The 17,677-nt window shown below is 38.4% G+C and carries 18 protein-coding genes; 15 read left to right on the top strand and 3 right to left on the bottom strand.

Features of this window, described 5'->3' with window-relative positions; translation table 11 throughout:
- Positions 1–10 precede the first annotated feature (10 nt).
- From DIZ30_RS00090 to ileS, 5 genes are all read left to right on the top strand, one after another.
- Positions 11–610 carry a cell division protein SepF gene (locus tag DIZ30_RS00090; protein WP_002286627.1) on the top strand — a complete coding sequence of 200 codons (600 nt, stop codon included), beginning with the start codon at positions 11–13 and terminating at the stop codon, positions 608–610.
- A gap of 23 nt (positions 611–633) precedes the next feature.
- Entirely contained in the window at positions 634–912 is a 279-nt protein-coding gene (locus DIZ30_RS00085; RefSeq protein ID WP_033582058.1) for a YggT family protein, read from the top strand.
- A gap of 48 nt (positions 913–960) precedes the next feature.
- Positions 961–1,743: an RNA-binding protein gene (locus DIZ30_RS00080; RefSeq protein WP_002286624.1), complete on the top strand. Its 783-nt coding sequence runs from the start codon at positions 961–963 to the stop codon at positions 1,741–1,743.
- Positions 1,744–1,763: 20 nt separating this feature from the next.
- A complete protein-coding gene (locus DIZ30_RS00075; protein WP_002286622.1) occupies positions 1,764–2,471 on the top strand; it encodes a DivIVA domain-containing protein in 708 nt (235 codons plus the stop codon).
- 261 nt (positions 2,472–2,732) lie between these two features.
- Complete coding sequence (gene ileS, locus DIZ30_RS00070; protein ID WP_002286621.1) at positions 2,733–5,531, top strand: isoleucine--tRNA ligase; 2,799 nt, start codon at positions 2,733–2,735, stop codon at positions 5,529–5,531.
- Between the two features lie 48 nt (positions 5,532–5,579).
- On the opposite strand, the gene zwf is transcribed toward ileS, so the two are convergent.
- From zwf to DIZ30_RS00055, 3 genes are all read right to left on the bottom strand, one after another.
- A complete protein-coding gene (gene zwf / locus DIZ30_RS00065; protein ID WP_002286618.1) occupies positions 5,580–7,106 on the bottom strand; it encodes a glucose-6-phosphate dehydrogenase in 1,527 nt (508 codons plus the stop codon).
- A gap of 14 nt (positions 7,107–7,120) precedes the next feature.
- The gene (locus tag DIZ30_RS00060; protein WP_002286616.1) at positions 7,121–7,768 is read right to left on the bottom strand and encodes a metal-dependent transcriptional regulator; all 648 of its coding nucleotides are present in this window, start codon (positions 7,766–7,768) and stop codon (positions 7,121–7,123) included.
- A 181-nt stretch (positions 7,769–7,949) separates the two neighbouring features.
- On the bottom strand, positions 7,950–8,234 hold the full coding sequence (locus tag DIZ30_RS00055; RefSeq protein ID WP_234414787.1) for a DUF4828 domain-containing protein: 285 nt from the start codon (positions 8,232–8,234) through the stop codon (positions 7,950–7,952).
- A gap of 221 nt (positions 8,235–8,455) precedes the next feature.
- On the opposite strand from DIZ30_RS00055, the gene sfsA reads away from it, so the two are divergent.
- The 10 genes from sfsA (at position 8,456) to DIZ30_RS00005 (ending at position 17,557) form a co-directional block, all read left to right on the top strand.
- A complete protein-coding gene (sfsA, locus tag DIZ30_RS00050; protein ID WP_002286614.1) occupies positions 8,456–9,184 on the top strand; it encodes a DNA/RNA nuclease SfsA in 729 nt (242 codons plus the stop codon).
- Between the two features lie 15 nt (positions 9,185–9,199).
- The gene (locus DIZ30_RS00045; protein WP_109023029.1) at positions 9,200–10,213 is read left to right on the top strand and encodes a Gfo/Idh/MocA family protein; all 1,014 of its coding nucleotides are present in this window, start codon (positions 9,200–9,202) and stop codon (positions 10,211–10,213) included.
- Positions 10,213–11,490, top strand: coding sequence for a DEAD/DEAH box helicase (locus tag DIZ30_RS00040; protein ID WP_002294535.1), 1,278 nt, complete (start codon positions 10,213–10,215; stop codon positions 11,488–11,490). The genes DIZ30_RS00045 and DIZ30_RS00040 overlap by 1 nt, the downstream gene beginning before the upstream one ends.
- 62 nt (positions 11,491–11,552) lie before the next feature.
- Positions 11,553–14,255 carry a sigma 54-interacting transcriptional regulator gene (locus DIZ30_RS00035; RefSeq protein ID WP_109023028.1) on the top strand — a complete coding sequence of 901 codons (2,703 nt, stop codon included), beginning with the start codon at positions 11,553–11,555 and terminating at the stop codon, positions 14,253–14,255.
- Between the two features lie 151 nt (positions 14,256–14,406).
- Positions 14,407–14,724 carry a PTS sugar transporter subunit IIB gene (locus tag DIZ30_RS00030; protein ID WP_002286606.1) on the top strand — a complete coding sequence of 106 codons (318 nt, stop codon included), beginning with the start codon at positions 14,407–14,409 and terminating at the stop codon, positions 14,722–14,724.
- A 29-nt stretch (positions 14,725–14,753) separates the two neighbouring features.
- The gene (locus tag DIZ30_RS00025) at positions 14,754–15,074 is read left to right on the top strand and encodes a PTS lactose/cellobiose transporter subunit IIA (RefSeq protein WP_002286604.1); all 321 of its coding nucleotides are present in this window, start codon (positions 14,754–14,756) and stop codon (positions 15,072–15,074) included.
- Positions 15,075–15,181: 107 nt separating this feature from the next.
- Positions 15,182–16,642: a PTS sugar transporter subunit IIC gene (locus tag DIZ30_RS00020; RefSeq protein WP_002286601.1), complete on the top strand. Its 1,461-nt coding sequence runs from the start codon at positions 15,182–15,184 to the stop codon at positions 16,640–16,642.
- Between the two features lie 67 nt (positions 16,643–16,709).
- Positions 16,710–16,931: a hypothetical protein gene (locus tag DIZ30_RS00015; protein ID WP_002286598.1), complete on the top strand. Its 222-nt coding sequence runs from the start codon at positions 16,710–16,712 to the stop codon at positions 16,929–16,931.
- 30 nt (positions 16,932–16,961) lie between these two features.
- On the top strand, positions 16,962–17,144 hold the full coding sequence (locus DIZ30_RS00010; protein ID WP_002286596.1) for a DUF3188 domain-containing protein: 183 nt from the start codon (positions 16,962–16,964) through the stop codon (positions 17,142–17,144).
- The gene (locus DIZ30_RS00005; protein WP_002286592.1) at positions 17,144–17,557 is read left to right on the top strand and encodes a DUF3284 domain-containing protein; all 414 of its coding nucleotides are present in this window, start codon (positions 17,144–17,146) and stop codon (positions 17,555–17,557) included. The genes DIZ30_RS00010 and DIZ30_RS00005 overlap by 1 nt, the downstream gene beginning before the upstream one ends.
- Positions 17,558–17,677 lie beyond the last annotated feature (120 nt).

Below are 17,677 nucleotides of genomic sequence, written 5' to 3'. Positions count from 1 at the left end.
AGGAACAAAAATGCCGCTTTTAAACAGAGGAGCAATTGCTAATTTTTTCGGATTAGCTGATGAGGAAGAGTACGAATACCAAGATTATCCTGAAACAACAAAAAAGGCTGTACAGCCAACTAAAAAAAATACAACACAGAATCAATCAACTCATTCTGTATCTGCTGCTAATACTCATGAAAAACAAAAAACGGCGACTTCACGTCCTGTAACGCATGAAAGTATTCAGCCGGCTGAAAAGAAAAAAGTAATTGAACTACATCAATCACCTACAAAAACTGTAGCGAAAGAAAGAACAGCTTCAAGAACCTCTACACAACCTAAAGCAAATCTTGCTGGAAAAATCACTGTAATGGAACCAAGAGCTTATTCTGAAGCTATGGCGATTGCTAAACGAATCATTGCTGGAGAAGCAACCTTAGTGAATTTTCATTTAGTAGAAGAAAAACAAGCGAGAAGAATCGTTGATTTTCTAACAGGAACAGTTTATGCACTAGATGGAGATATCAAACGTGTTGGAGATGAGATTTTTCTTTGTACACCGACTGGGATGGAGATTGACAGTTCAACCGCTCAATCTTTTGCAGATGCGAATTTGTTTGATCTGTAAGAGGAGGAACTACGATTTATACTATTGCACTATTACTTCATTTACTTCAACGGGCAGCCTATTTCTATAGCATTATCTTGATGGTATATGCATTGCTCTCTTGGTTTCCAGGCGGGTATCAATCAGGGCTAGGACGATTATTAGCTAAGATCTGCGAACCGTATATCAGTTTGTTCGATCGTCTGCCTTTGAGGATTGGACCCTTGGATTTCACAATTTTAGGGGCAATCCTGATCTTGAACTTAGCCGTACAAGGTTTAGCACAGATCGTTATATGGATAACTGTCCATTTAGTTTATTGATTGAAGCAACAAAATCTTTATTCTCAGAATAGATAGGAGGGGAAAATTTTGGATGCAAATGTATACCAGCACTTTCGGGCAGATGAACGTACATTTATCGATTCGGTAGGCGATTGGATTGAACAAGTTCAAGGACAATATGCACCCTATCTGACCGAATTTCTTGACCCAAGACAATCCTATATTTTAGAAACACTGATTCGACAAAGCAGTGATTTGCGTTTCATGTTTTATGGCGGATATGAACAGGCAGAAAGAAAAAGATGTTTGATTTTCCCCGATTATTACGAACCTGTAGAGGAAGATTTTGAAACAGCATTGTATGAAATCCATTATCCTAGCAAATTTGCCAGCCTAAGTCATGGGAAAATCCTTGGAACTTTAGTGGGAACGGGGATCAAACGCTCTTACTTTGGCGATATCATCTCGGACGGTGATCGCTGGCAAGTATTTATTGCAAATGAGGTGGATCATTTTGTTGCTGCACAAGTAACAAAGATTGGAAAGGTTGCTGTACGCTTGGAACCAATCAAATACACAGAAATGATTATGCCGAAAGATAGCTGGACACAAGAAAGAGGAACAGTTAGTTCCATGCGACTAGACAGTGTGATCTCTGAGATTTATAATATTTCCAGACAGCGGTCCAAGCAGCTGATCGAAGCTGGTAAAGTAAAAGTGAACTGGACAGAAAATACAAGACCTGATTTTGTACTTGAACTATTAGATATTATTTCAGTCAGAGGTTATGGCAGAGTCCAGATCCAAGAACTTGAGGGGAAGACGAAAAAAGAAAAGTACAGGGTACTGTTCGGTGTATTACGTAAATAAAATAAAAAGGTGGTTTACTCATGGCTTTAACTCCATTAGATATCCAAAATAAGACATTCCCGACAAAAATGCGGGGATATAATCAAGACGAAGTAGATGATTTCTTAGATTTAGTTGTTCGTGACTATGAGGAATTGACTCAAAGAAATCGAGAATTAGAAAAAGCAGTCAAACATTCTGAAGAAAAACTTGAGTACTTCAATGAATTAAAAGATGCTTTGAACCAATCAATCATCGTAGCTCAAGATACGGCTGATAAAGTAAAAACAAGTGCAAGCAAGGAATCCGAAGTGATCGTTACTTCTGCACAAAACAAAGCAGATGAGTTAGTTGCGAACGCTGAAAAACGTGCACATCAATTAACAACTGATGCAGAAGAAAAAGCAAGAAAAATCTTGACAGATGCAACAGAAAAAGCAAGACAGCTTGCGACAGAAACTGAAGATCTTAAGAAAAAAACACGAGTATTCCATCAACGTATCAGCTTGATGCTTGAGTCTCAATTAGAACAAGTGAAAAGTCCGGAATGGGATGAAATTTTACAACCATTCTCCAGCTACGTGACTGACAGCCATGAAGTGATCAAAGAAGTTTTAGCAAAACAGCTTGACAATGAAAATGATACTGATGTAAACTCAGACACAGGAGTCATAGAAGCACCTATGACGGCATTTGATACACAGGCTATTGATATCTCGATCGTGCCTGGTGAAAATGAAAACGAGTAGAACAGAAAAGCACTTTGTTATTCTTAAAGCGAGCCGATGAGAGTGGAAGTTCGGTAAGACACTGCATGGTGAAAGATCCTCTACTTGAGACCTGCTTTTCCGAAATTAGAGTAAGAAGCAGCGGCTGACCTCGTTATTGGTCACAGAGAGTTTGCACTAGATAGATGCAACTAAATTTGGGTGGTACCACGGCATGTTCGTCCCTTGCGGCTGAACATGCTTTTTTGTGTCCGGAAAACAAATAAAGGAGTGTATGGTTGAATGAAAATGAAAGAAACCTTGCAATTAGGAAAAACAAAATTCCCTATGCGTGGTAATTTGCCAAACCGAGAAGGCGAGTGGCAAAAAGAATGGGAAGAAAATCGAATCTACCAAAAAAGACAAGAGTTGAACGAAGGAAAACCTAGCTTTGTTCTTCATGATGGACCTCCATATGCCAATGGTAATATCCATTTAGGACATTCATTGAATAAAATCAGTAAAGACATTATCATTCGTTCAAAATCAATGTCTGGCTATCGTGCACCATATGTTCCAGGATGGGATACACATGGATTGCCGATTGAACAAGTATTGGCTAATAAAGGCGTGAAACGTAAAGAAATGTCCATGGCAGAATACTTGGAAAAATGTCGTGAATATGCACTTTCCCAAGTAGATAAGCAACGAGCAGATTTCAAACGCCTAGGAGTTGCAGGAGATTGGGAACATCCTTATGTTACATTAGATCCTTCTTATGAAGCTGCACAAGTACGCGTATTTGGTAAAATGGCTGAAAAAGGCTATATTTACAAAGGATTGAAACCAATTTACTGGTCTCCGTCAAGTGAGTCTTCTTTAGCGGAAGCTGAAATTGAATATAAAGATGTAAAATCTCCATCTATTTTTGTAGCTTTCAATGTCAAAGACGGCAAAGATATTCTTGATGAAGATACAGCTTTTGTCATTTGGACGACAACACCATGGACATTGCCAGCAAACCAAGGTATTGCTGTAAATCCAAAATTTACGTATGTATTGGTGGAAGCCGATGGCCGTAAGTTTGTCGTAGCGAAAGATTTGCTAGAAACAGTCCAATCAGAAATCGGTTGGGAAAATGTAACAGTTCTAAAAGAATTTGCTGGACAAGAAATGGAATATATGACTGCAAGTCATCCATTCTATGAACGTGAATCACTTGTGATTTTAGGCGATCATGTTACTTTAGACGCTGGTACTGGATTAGTCCATACTGCTCCAGGACATGGGGAAGATGACTATATCGCTGGTAGCAAATATAAACTATCTGTAGTGTCACCTGTAGACTCAAAAGGATTGTTTACAGAAGAAGCACCTGGATTTGAAGGAATCTTTTATGACAAAGCAAATCCTATGATCACTGATCTATTAAAAGAAAAAGGAGCTTTGCTGAAGCTAGATTTCTTTACTCATAGTTATCCTCACGATTGGCGGACGAAAAAGCCTGTGATCTATCGGGCAACTCCACAATGGTTTGCATCTATCGATAAATTCCGTCAGAATATTTTGGATGAAGTAGAAAAAGTAGAGTGGGTTATTCCATGGGGTAAAACACGTTTGTATAATATGATCCGTGACCGCGGCGATTGGGTAATTTCCCGTCAGCGTGCATGGGGAGTACCACTTCCGATTTTCTATGCTGAAAATGGAGAAGCAATCATCACACCAGAAACAATCGAACATGTGGCAAAATTATTTGCTGAACATGGATCAATTATCTGGTTTGAAAAAGAAGCGAAAGAACTTCTTCCTGAAGGATTTACCCACCCAGGTTCTCCTAATGGCGAATTTACAAAAGAAAAAGATATCATGGATGTCTGGTTTGATTCTGGTTCTTCTCATGAAGCTGTTTTACGTCAGCGACCAGAATTATCATTCCCAGCAGATATGTATTTAGAAGGATCAGACCAATATCGTGGCTGGTTCAACTCAAGTATCACGACTAGTGTGGCTATCAATGGTGTAGCACCATACAAATCAGTTATTTCTCAAGGATTTGCTTTAGATGGTGAAGGCCGTAAGATGAGTAAATCTTTAGGAAACATCATTGCACCAGAAAAAGTGATCAAACAATTTGGTGCAGATATCCTTCGCTTATGGGTATCTAGTGTAGATTATGAAGCAGATGTTCGTGTTTCTATGGATATCTTAAGTCAAGTGGCAGAAGTATATCGTAAAATCAGAAATACGATGCGTTTCTTATTAGCGAATACAGAAGATTTCGATCCTAAAAAAGATACTGTTTCGTACAATGATTTACGTTCTGTAGACAAATATATGACCGTTCGATTGAACCAAGTAATCAAAGAAATCCGAGAAGAAGGGTACGACAAATATAACTTCATGCATATTTACCGTACAGTTATGAACTTCTTGACGGTTGATCTATCGTCATTCTACCTGGATTTTGCTAAAGATGTAGTTTATATTGAAGCAGAAGATGATTATCAACGTCGTTGCATGCAAACTGTTTTCTATCAAACAGCTGTAGCTTTGACAAAATTATTGACTCCTATCATTCCGCATACAGCAGAAGAAATCTGGTCATTCCTGAAAGAAGAAGAGGAGTACGTTCAGTTAAGCGAGTTTCCTGGTTATGAAGAGTTTGCAAACCAAGAAGAATTGATGGATACCTGGACTGCTTTCATGGACTTCCGTGATAATGTCTTAAAAGCATTGGAAGAAGCAAGAAACAGCAAATTGATTGGTAAATCTTTGGAAGCAAAACTAACTGTTTATCCAAAACAACAAGTTCGTGAAATGTTAAAAGCTTTGGATGCAGATATTGCACAATTATTGATCGTTTCACCAGACTACTTTGAAGTTATGGCAGCAGATGAACAAGTGCCAGATAACGCTATGGTATTTGATGATGTTGCTATTACAGTGGAAAAAGCAGACGGGGAAACTTGCGATCGCTGTCGCCAAGTTCGTAAAGATGTAGGAGTAGATGAAAAACTTCCTCATCTATGCGGTCGTTGTGCAAAAATCGTTGAAGACTTCTATCCTGAAGCTGTAGCTGAAGGATTCGAAGAAAAGTAAAAGGGAAAAGGGGGTGTGACATGTTCTTTGTCACACCCCCTTTTGTTATCAATCGTTTAATTTTCCACGTTCACGATACCAGTTATCTGGTTGCCAGATCCATTCGAATCCGTCTTTTTCAAGTAGTTCGAAAGCTGCTTTAGGTCCCATTGATCCAGCTTTGTAGTTGGGAAAATCCGGTTGTGTTTGGTCCCAAGCTTTTCGAATGACATCCACGATATGCCAAGATTGAGCGACTTCTTCCCAGTGAGAGAAGTTCGTTCCATCACCATTCAACGCATCTAATAGTAATTTTTCGTAAGCTTCTGGGCTATTTTCAACCATTTCTGCACTATTTCTAAATTCCAATTTAATTGGTTCCGTTTCAAATCCTTGCCCTACTTCTTTCCCATTCAAGGATAAAGAAAATCCTTCAGTTGGCTGAATATAGATCGTTAGAACATTAGGTGGAAGTGTCGTATCGTCACATGGTTCATCGACAGATGTTTTGAATACATTAACAGGAACTTGTTTGAATACGATGTTGATCCGAGTCCCTTTTTCAGTCAAACGTTTGCCTGTACGTACATAGAAAGGAACACCTGACCAACGGAAGTTATCGATAGTGAATTTGCCTGCGACGAATGTTTCAGTCTCTGATTGAGCATCCACTTTGTCTTCTTCGCGATAGCCCTTGAATTGTACACCATCCAATTCACCTTGAGCATATTGCCCGCGAACGAAGTTTTCTAACACTTCTTCTTCGTTATAAATGCGGATAGCTTTCAATGCTTTGATCTTTTCTGTACGGATTTCTTTTTCGGAAAATGCTACTGGCGGTTCCATTGCAAGTAATGCTACAACCTGTAAAATATGATTTTGCACCATGTCTTTAAGTGCGCCACTATGATCGTAGTAGCCCCCGCGATCTTCTACACCGAGGTTTTCGCCAAAAGTAATTTGGATATTGTCGATATAGCGATTGTTCCATTGAGCCTCAAAAATATTATTGGCAAAACGGATAGCTGAGATGTTTTGGATCATTTCTTTTCCTAAATAATGATCAATCCTAAAAATATCTTGTTCTGGGAATACTTCTCTGATTTGCTGGTTCAATTCAAAAGCAGACTGGTAATCAGAACCGAACGGTTTTTCTATGATCAAACGATTGAAGCCATTTTTTGTCATAATATTTTGTGATTTCAAATGAGAAACGATCGTTCCAAAAAATTGAGGTGCCATAGCCAAATAATAGACACGATTACCGTTTAATTGATAGTGTCCATCTAATCGGTCAGACAATTCTTTTAATGTCTGATAATGCGTTGAATCATTTACATCATGGGATTGATAGTAAAAATGGCTTGCAAAGGTAGTTGCTTCTTCATCTGAAGGATTCAATGCACGGATTGTTTCTTTGACAACTTCACGGTAGTGCTCATCGCTCCAGGGACGGCGAGCGGTTCCGATTACAGCAAAATGCTCGCCTAAATTTCCTTTTCTGTAAAGGCGGAACAAAGACGGGTACAATTTACGCTGGGCTAGGTCACCTGTACCGCCGAATATCGTAAACAATACATTTTTTTCATTAGACATGTGGATACACTCCTTTATATTTTATCGACAAAAATCGTGCTGGCCGCCTTGAAGCTGACGGGGATTTTCTTTCTATCATTTTGGATAGTGATCGGTCCTTCATAAGCTGCGATGTCAACGATCTCATATTCTTCGTTGATATTCAGGTCAATAGTGACTAAGTAATCCAACAATTCTTTTTCATCAAGCACTCGTGCGATACGCACTTTTGTACCGACAGGATAGGACTCCAATGTTTGTCGGCGTTCTTCATGGACAACTTCCTCTTTTTTAGGAATCGATCCTCCATGAGGACAATGTTCAGGATGATTCAAATAGTTTTCTAAATGATCTGCAAGATGTTCCGAAGTCACATGTTCCAATACTTCAGCATCATCATGGACTTCATTCCAGCTATAGTCTAAATGTTCAACTAAAAAAACTTCCCATAAGCGATGTTTGCGAATCAGACTGCTAGCTTTTTGCAGTCCGCTTGCAGTCAATTGTACACCTTGATAAGGGGAATGTTCTACAAGCTCTTCTTTCACAAGTTTAGAAATCATTTCACTGACAGATGCAGCTGAGACATCTAGACTAGATACGATTTGTTTATTGTTGACTTTCGTTGTATCTCCACCTAGTTCTAAAATGATTTTCAAATAATCTTCTCGATTTGGTGTCATATTCGATCATCCTTTCATGGTAAAAAACCATCATTAGTAAGTGTAACAAAAAAAACGTTAATTGACTATTTTTCTAAATAAAAAACAAAGGATTTTTAGACGTTTTTACAACAAAAAACGAAAGATGATAGAGAGGACTCATTCTTTCGTTTATAAAGGATATATATACATTGGGAGGGATCTATTTTTCAGATAACAACTTATATGAAGTGTCTGCAGATTCGTCATAAAGAGTTTGTTCGGGATAAGAAAAGATAAGATAAAAACCATACTGATCACGTACGACTAAACGATATTCATCTATTTCTACCACAGATGTGCCAAGAGACTGACCGTTGATCAAAAACGTGTAATCAGATGTAATCTGTAATTGTTGTTTTTGCTGGCTATCACTAAAGAACCATGTACCTTGATACTTTGAGAGTCCTTCTGACTTTTCCGCTTGTTTTTTCTTTTTCAAGTAAATAAAACTTCAGAGAACGGTAATGAGTGAACCAAGAAAATAGATCATTTTTTTTATCACCAAATCACTCCTTTATGAGAAAATAATCGCATAGACATATTCTTTCTTCTTTATTTCATTGTACCGAATAAAAGCTAAAATTTCTCTAAGACTTTCGACTGGTTTTTTTACTGTTTTTCTACAAATTATGATAGGATACATAGTAGGAAGAAAGGTGACATAATTTGAAGTATCAGCAAGTGGAAATAGCTTTTTTTATTGACCGCCCGAATCGGTTTATAGCACATTGTATGAAAAAAGACGGAGAAATAATTATTGCGCATGTCAAAAATACAGGTAGAGGAAAAGAGGTCCTGATACCAGGCGCTGAAGTGGCTATTGTATTTGCTCCTGGACCTAAACGGAAAACCGCCTATGATCTGATTGCTGTAAAAAAGAAGGGTGACTGGTTTAATATCGATAGTCAATTGCCTAATCGGCTGGCAATTGATGGTATTTTAGACGGCACGATCCTTTTACCAGGATTAACTGGTCCATTTACGGTATACAAGCGTGAAGTAACTTATCTTCACTCCAAATTTGATATTTATTTAGAGACGGTGGTCGGACAAAAAGCATTTGTTGAAGTCAAAGGTATGACACTTGAAAATAAAGCGATTGGTGCTTTTCCTGATGCGCCCACACTCAGAGGATTGAAACATATAGGAGAATTAACGTATGCCGCACAAGATGGTTATGCCGCTTATGTCTTGTTTATTGCTCAATTCGAACATCTTCATCTGGCAACGATCCATGAAGAAATGCAACCAGCACTAGCTGATATGGTTCGACATGCGCAGCAAAGCGGAGTTCAAATCCTCGCCTATAATTGTCAAGTATCGGCAGATGAGGTAACTGTCAAGCAGGCCATTCCATTTGATGTAGATATCCCTTTTGAAGATCCTATACAATAGAAAGAAGGTAAAATAATGATCAACTTAGGTATTATCGGAACAAATTGGATTACTCATCAATTTGTCCAAGCAGCTTTAAGCACAAAAAAATATGAATTGACAGCGGTATATTCTAGACATTTGGAAAAAGCACAGGAATTTGGTTCTCATTATGAAGGGAATATCGAATTCGCAACAGATTTGAAGACTTTTTTCAATATTACTCATATGGACACCATTTATATTGCTTCTCCGAATAGTCTTCACTTTAGTCAAGCTAAGCAAGCAATTTTGGCAGGAAAAAATGTGATAGTTGAAAAGCCAGCTTTTTCGACGCCAAAAGAAATGGATGAAATCATCCATTTGGCAAATGAACACAATGTGTATTTTTTTGAAGCAGCAAGAAATATCCATGAATCAGGTTTTAAAAAGATTGCCGATTACTTACCATTAAAAGACGAGATAATCGGTGCAAATTTCAGCTATATGAAATATTCTTCGCGCTATGACCAGGTATTAGATGGAGAAGAACCGAATATCTTCTCGACTCATTTCTCAGGTGGTGCATTGATGGATTTAGGTGTTTACCTTGTATATGCAGCTGTTGCTTGGTTTGGAATGCCAAAAGAAGTCCATTATTTCCCAAGAAAGATTTCTACTGGTGTAGATGGTCTTGGATGGGGGATCTTACGTTATGAGAATTTTTATGTATCGATCCAGCCAGGTAAAATCGGTGATTCTTATTTACCGTCAGAGATTTATTTTGACTCAGGAACGCTAGTGATGAATGGAGTCAATGCAATTGAACAAGCACAATTTCATGATCGCGCGCATAAAGAAATCATTGATTTGGCGGTAACAGCTGCAGAAAATCCAATGGCAGATGAAGCAGAGGATTTTGCCAATGTCATGGCTCATCCGAAAGATCCAGCTTGGGGATTGTTGTATGAAGAGTGGATCGAGCTAGCTAGAAATGTGAACCAAGTGATTTATGATTTAAGAAAAAATGGCGGCATCAAATTCGATGCAGATAATGAGGAAGATTTTTAATGAACGAATTTGTACAAGTATTTCCCGAAAATTGGCAGAAAAAATATGAGGATAAAGGGTTTATCTCACCTTCTCTTATTCAACGAGCAGTTTTTCAGCCACTAAGTAATAAACAAAGTATAGTAGCGGTTTCTCCTACAGGTTCAGGTAAAACACTGGCTTATCTTTGGCCTCTACTACTAAACGTGGAACCAGGTGAAGCAAGTGCGTTGGTCATTTTTGCTTCTTCTCAAGAACTAGCTATTCAAGTAGCAGATGTTGCACGTGAATGGGGAAAAGACAAAGAGTTGAAAGTCCAATCTTTGGTGGGCGGAGCCAACGTCAAACGTCAGATTGAGGGTTTGAAGAAAAAACCAGAAATCTTGATTGGTACACCAGGAAGAATATTGGAATTGATGAAAGCAAAAAAAATAAAAGCACATCAAGTGAAAACAATGGTATTTGATGAAGCAGACCAGCTATTTGACGCTGGGAACAGCCAAATCATTGATCAAATTCTTCATCAAGCTCCAACAGAGTATCAGCTAGCCTTTTTTTCAGCGACAGCAGATCGTTCCCTTGAAAGCATTGAAAAAATCACTGGGAAAACGTTTGAGACAATTGACGTGACAGCAGAGGACGATTCTCGAAAAGGACTGAGACATTACTTTTTACGTGTACCGATACGAAAGAAAGATGACTATTTGAGACGTCTCACGCATATAGAAGATTTTCATGGTCTGATTTTCTTTAATCAACTGACTGAATTAGGCGTGATGGAAGAAAAATTGCTGTATAGAGGTGTACCGGTAGGAAGTCTGGCCTCTGATCAGAACAAGCTACTCCGAAAAGCAGCGCTAGAACAATTCAAAAAGAAAATGGTCAGAGCACTTTTGACCACAGATGTGGCGGCTAGAGGTTTAGATATTACAGGTCTTCCTTATGTAGTGAATGCAGAAGTTCCGTTAAGTGAAGAAGCTTATTTGCATCGTTCGGGAAGAACTGGTCGAATGGGTAATGAAGGAATAGTAATTACACTCGTACAAGATAATAATCTAAGAGATTTAAAACGGCTTTTACGTCCATCAAATATAACACTTGAAGAGATTTTTTTATACGGAGGTAAGCTGCAAACTGAGCAGCCAACCAAAGAAGATGCAGCTCCTGCAGTAAATAAAAAGTATGCGAAAACTTTTTCTGGAAAGGAGCAGAACCCAGAATATAACAAAGAAAAAATAAGAAAAAAAGTTAAAAATAAATCAAAAAAAGAGAGAAATAAAGGAGCAAGGCGCAAATAAGCGCCTTTTTATGCTATGATTATGAAAACGGGAACAAAATTGGTTGCCAGAGGAGGGGTTATGTGAAAGAACGTCAAGAAGAGATCTTGCAGCTATTGACAGAAAACCAACAAGGATTGACAGCAAGTGATGTAGCTGAGCGCTTAACTATCGATCGAAGCAATGCAAGCCGATATTTAAGTGAACTATACAAGGCCCATCATATTGTAAAAACCGCTGGCCGACCAGTCGTTTACTCTTTGCCAACGGAAAAGTCAAAATCTGATGAAGTGCATGTCGACTCTTCTACGCAAGTGACTTTTGAAACACTCGTTGGAGAAAATGATTCTTTAAAAGTCAGCATACAGCAGGCAAAAGCTGCGATTCTTTATCCACCGCGGGGGTTGCATACGATTATTTTTGGAGAAACTGGTACAGGGAAGTCGATGTTTGCTGAATGTATGTATCATTTTGCAATCGATTCAGAGATGCTTTCTGCAGATGCGCCATTTGTTTCTTTCAATTGTGCGGATTATGCTCAAAATCCGCAACTGCTCTTTGGACACATCTTTGGGATCAAAAAAGGGGCTTACACAGGAGCAGCTCAAGATAGTCCCGGTCTAATAGCCAAAGCAGACGGCGGTATATTGTTTTTAGATGAGATCCACCGTTTACCGCCGGAAGGGCAGGAAATGCTGTTTACTTTCATTGATAAAGGTATTTACCGTCCGCTTGGAGAAAGTGCACAAGTACATGAAGCATCTGTTCAGATCATTGGGGCGACGACTGAATCTTCAGAAAGTTTCTTATCTACGTTCAATCGACGGATTCCTATGGCAATCACCTTGCCGAATCTTGCTTCACGTTCACTGGATGAGCGTTATGAAATCATCTCTCTTTTTATCAAACAAGAAGCGAATCGTTTGAATCAACGTATCGATATCGAAAAAGAAGCGATTCTTGCCTTCATGCTTTATGATGCGGAAGGAAATATCGGTCAAGTGAAACGAGACTTGAAACTAGTCTGTGCAAAATCTTTTTTACATTACCGTACTCATCATGAGAAAAAGCTAATCATTCGAAAAGAAGAACTTTCCCTTCAAGTACAAAAAGGATTACTGAAAATCAAGGAAATACCGGAACGTCTCGACCGATTCATGGACAGCAAAAGTCAGTATTTGACATTTGAACCAGGATTTGCTGATGTTGTCTGGTCACAAGATCCAGAACGAAACATGCAGGTCTATAACGATATTGAGGAAAAAGTCACTTCTCTTTCCGAAACCGGTGTGGAGAACATTGATCTAGAGACCCTCATTTCAAAAGATGTGGATGCTTATTTCCAGACATATGTCAAAGAATTGACTAAAAGTTCGATTCCCAAAGATCTTTTGCCAGATGAAATCTGGCGGTTAACCAATCAATTGTATGATGTGGCTGAAAAACGGTTAGACCGTATTTATAATGAAAAAGCTCGTTTTGCTTTTGCTTTGCATTTGCAAAGTACATTGGATCGTGTGAGAGAAGGTCATATGATCGTCCATCCAGATTTGAATAACGTACGAAAAAATTTTAAGAGGGAATTCCAGGTAGCAATCGATCTTTCAACGATCATTGAAGAAGAAGAACAAGTTGAGATTCCTTTTGATGAAATCGGCTTTATTAGTATGTTTCTTTCTATCAATCTAGGAGAAAGTGAGCCTGTTAAAGAAAACAAAGTAGATGTTCTCGTATTGATGCACGGCAGACAGACTGCTTCAAGCATGTTGGAGATGGCACAAGAACTATTAGGAACAAAAGTAGGGAAAGCTTTTAATATGCCACTGGTTATGGAAGTTCAAACAATGTATGAAGAAGTGTTACAATATGTCAAAAACTATCAAGAGCATTTGACGAATGGCCTACTCTTGTTAACAGATATGGGATCATTAAACACCTTCAGTGATTTGATTTATGAAGAGACTGGCATTCGGACGAAAGCTATCACGATGACAAGTACCATGATTGTGATAGAAGCGATACGGATGGCAAGTGTTGGAAGAAGCTTAGAAGATATTTATCAAAATATCCAGCTTTCCTTTGAATCGATCGTACGTGATCAGTTCAAAGCGGAAAAGTCTGAAACTTTACAGCGTAAAAAAGCCGTAATCGTGACATGCTTTACTGGTGAAGGAGTAGCTGCCAAATTATATCAGCGTATTATGCCAGTGATTAATCAAAATAAGGTAGAACTGATCCAGATGCAGTTTTTAGAACGTGAATCATTCAAAAAACACATCGATGCCTTATTGGAAGAATATGAGATCAAAGCAATTGCGGGAACAGTTGATGTTGATTATCAAAATATCCCATTTTTTTCAGCCTATGACGTTTTTGATGATGAAAAACTAAATATTTTAAAGCGTATAGCTGATGATGAGATCCCGACAGCTAAAATTGTCGATTCACTTGCTGGATCATTAAGCGATGTCTTTTCTATTGATGAACTGATCCGTTCATTGCAAAAGACAGTTCAGCAGATCCAGACCGATTTGTCGATTATCGTGGAACCTGGAGTAGATACTGGAATCGTTATCCATTTAGCCTTCATGTTAGACGGATTGATCAAACAAGAAAGCCATCGGCAATTTGAGAAACTGTCTATTTTCTCAAAAATTTATCGTTTGGAAATGGATATCGTTCGGGCAAACTTGATGGCACTAGAACGAAAATATCAGGTAAAAATTTCAGAAGATGATATCGCATTTCTTACACAAATGTTTCTTGAAAATAAAATAAAAAAATGAACACACTAATCATACTGTTTACACACTAAACATCTGTGTGCGCACTATAAAAAAGAGCTAAAAAGCATGAAAACGCTATTTCAGCTCTTTTTTTTATTGGCATGCTTCTTGCGTTATATAAAAGTGTAAAAAAATAAAAGGAGTGTTAAAAATGGCAAAAAAAACAATCATGTTAGTTTGTTCAGCAGGGATGAGTACGAGTTTATTGGTCACAAAAATGCAAAAAGCAGCAGAAGAAAAAGGGATGGAAGCCGATATTTTTGCGGTCTCTGCCTCAGATGCAGATAATAATTTAGAATCTAAGAATGTCGATGTATTATTATTAGGTCCTCAAGTACGTTTCATGAAAGCTCAATTTGAACAAAAACTTGCGCCTAAAGGTATTCCATTAGATGTCATCAATATGCAAGACTATGGCATGATGAACGGAGAAAAAGTTCTTGCACAAGCAGAAAATCTAATGAAATAAATCAAGTATGCAGTTGGGGGTATAACAACGTGGAAGATCAACAAAATCTAGAAGCCATCATGGGGTTAATCATGTTTGGCGGTAATGCAAAGAGCGATGCAATGGAAGCGATTGCGGCTGCTAAAATCGGTGATTTTGAGTTAGCGGATAGGAAAATCGCTGATGCAGAAGAATCACTTATACAAGCGCATCATGCACAAACAGACATGTTGACACAAGAAGCACAAGGAAATCATATGCAAGTGACATTATTGACTGTTCACAGTCAAGATCACTTAATGACATCTATTGCGTTTACTGATTTAGCAAAAGAAATCATCGAACTTTATCGTCGCGTATACAGCGAATAAATACAACTTCTTTTTTGAACGGAAGAAGAAAAATTTTTGAACGGATTTTTTATTTTGTTATAAGGAGAACTCTCTTTATATAAAAAACTTATAGGAGGAAGTAAAAAATGAACGGACTATCAAGTTGGATGGAGAAATACATCCTGCCGGTTGCCGCAAAAATCGGAGCGCAAAAACATTTAGTTGCTTTGCGTGATGCTTTTATCGGCACACTGCCCGCAACAATGGCGGGATCAGTCGCTGTAATGATCAATGCAATTATTCGTGATTTACCGCAACAGTTTAACAGTACCTATGCTGACAGTTTAGCAGCAGACAAAGGAATCTTTGCCGTATTGAATGTCATCATCGGAATCAATGGTTTTGTCTGGAACGGTACACTAGCAATCGCCGGATTGATCTTTGCCTTTTCTTGGGGGTATAATCTTGCCCGAGCTTATGGAGTAAATGATCTAGCTGGGGGGATCGTTGGTTTAGCTACCTTGATTCAAGGTATTTCCTTTGGTCCAGCATTATCAGCAGCATTAGATGTGAATGTTCCTTCAAATGTCGCAGATGCAATCAATAGTTCTGAGATTGGTGCAACGATTGCAGATGGCACACTGTCAGTTGGATTATGGGGTTGGCTAAAACTAGATCATTTGAATGGAAACGCTTATTTTACAGTTATGATCATGGGAGCTATTTCAGTCATTATTTTTTGTAAATTGATGCTTGCCAACATTACGATCAAAATGCCTGATTCAGTACCACCAGCAGTATCTAAAGCATTTGCAGCCATTTTACCAGCGACGATCGCTTTATACGTCATTGCTATTATCAATTATATCGTAGGTCGTGTAGCTGATGGGCAACTGATCATTGATTTGGTGCAAAAATATATTGCAGAACCATTCCTAGGATTATCTCAAGGGTTGGGAGCAGTATTGATCGTCACAGTATTTGTTCAAGTATTCTGGTTCTTTGGTATTCATGGACCAAATGTATTGGCACCAGTGCTAGAGGGAATCTGGGGACAAGCACAACTAATCAATATTGATATTTTCCAAAAAGGTTATAACGGAAAAACTGGTACACCAGCCGTGTTAGATGCAATCGAAGATGGAAAAGCTTATATGTGGGTCCGCGGATCGTTCGATGCTTTTGCATGGTTTGGCGGATCAGGCGGAACGATCGTCTTACTGATAGCTATCTTGATTTTCTCTAAACGTGCAGATTATCTAACAGTAGCTAAATTATCCATTGGGCCTGGTATCTTCAATATCAACGAACCAGTGATGTTTGGTCTGCCAATCGTATTGAATGCAATCATGTTTATCCCATTCTTGATTGCTCCAGTAGTAGCAACAGCAATTGGATGGACAGCTACTTATCTTGGCCTAGTCGCTCCGGTATCGCAGCAAGTCACATGGGTAGTACCGCCGTTCTTATTGTCATTCTTAGCAACAGGAGCGGATTGGCGGGCACCGATCGTAACATTAGTATGTATGGTCGTGACTTTCTTGATTTGGGCACCATTTGTCATCTCTGCAAACAAAATGGACCCTGCCGCAGGCGAACAACAATAAGATGAACGTGAGGAGCGGGACGCTTTAAGTTTCGTTCCTCATAATGAATTTTCGAGGAGGAACTGAAATGATTACAATTGCCAGTGCAATGCAACAAGATGAAATCAAAGAATTGTTAGAAGGATACAATGAAGAAGGAATGACTTTTACATTTAAAGAAAAACAAGGAATCAAGCTGTTCTTTGAAACAAGTGCAGAAGATCCGGAAGTTGCGGCTAAAAAAGCAAAGGAACTAATCAAAGCACAGCCTTGGGGAACAGTCCTTTATTTTCAATCAACAGCTGTTTAGAAAATGGTTTAAAAAGATAGGATGGTTGAGATGATAAAAAACGGTTTATTTTTATGTAGTATTGGTTCTTTGATCGTGTTGTATAGTTTGAATCCACATTCGCAAAGGTATGATTTGTATAGTATGGTCACAGGTCTTTTTCTAACAGGATTAGGAATCTATTTCTTCATGAAGGGGAAAAAAAGAGAAGAAGCAAAGGAGAAAAATAACTAATGGAAATCACGAAAAAATTAAATATTCCAGCATCGTTTTTTTACGATAAAGTTATGGACTCTGTCCTTTTCGATGTACGTAAAGCGACCGGCAAATCAGTAACTAGAAAACAGCTGAAAAATTTGGAGTACGTCAAACAATTCTCGCAAAATAACCGGGCTCGCATAAAAATCGAAGAAGTCATTGAAAACCAGTCTTATAAGTTTCGTACATCGACAACGAAGAATGAATTCGTCGTTCATTATCAAATCAAACCATTGGACGATTCGACCTGTGAGGTTCATTACACAGAAAAAATGGAGTCTTATGGCATGCTTCAAAAGTTGAATGATATGCTTTTAGGAACAATCTTGATGTATTTTAAACGGAGACGTTTCAAAAAAATGCTAGATATGATCGAAGCAACGTATTAAATCAATGAAACATGGTACTATTTAGTTATCGCCGATTGTAAAATTAAGCTAGACAACTAAAAAAGTCATTTGTGCTACACTCAAAATAGTTCCGACCAAAGAATTATAAGGAGTGAGTAC

Source organism: Enterococcus sp. H57 (genome assembly GCF_003112495.1).
Classification (GTDB): domain Bacteria; phylum Bacillota; class Bacilli; order Lactobacillales; family Enterococcaceae; genus Enterococcus_B; species Enterococcus_B faecium.
This window is presented reverse-complemented; position numbering and strand designations above follow the sequence as displayed.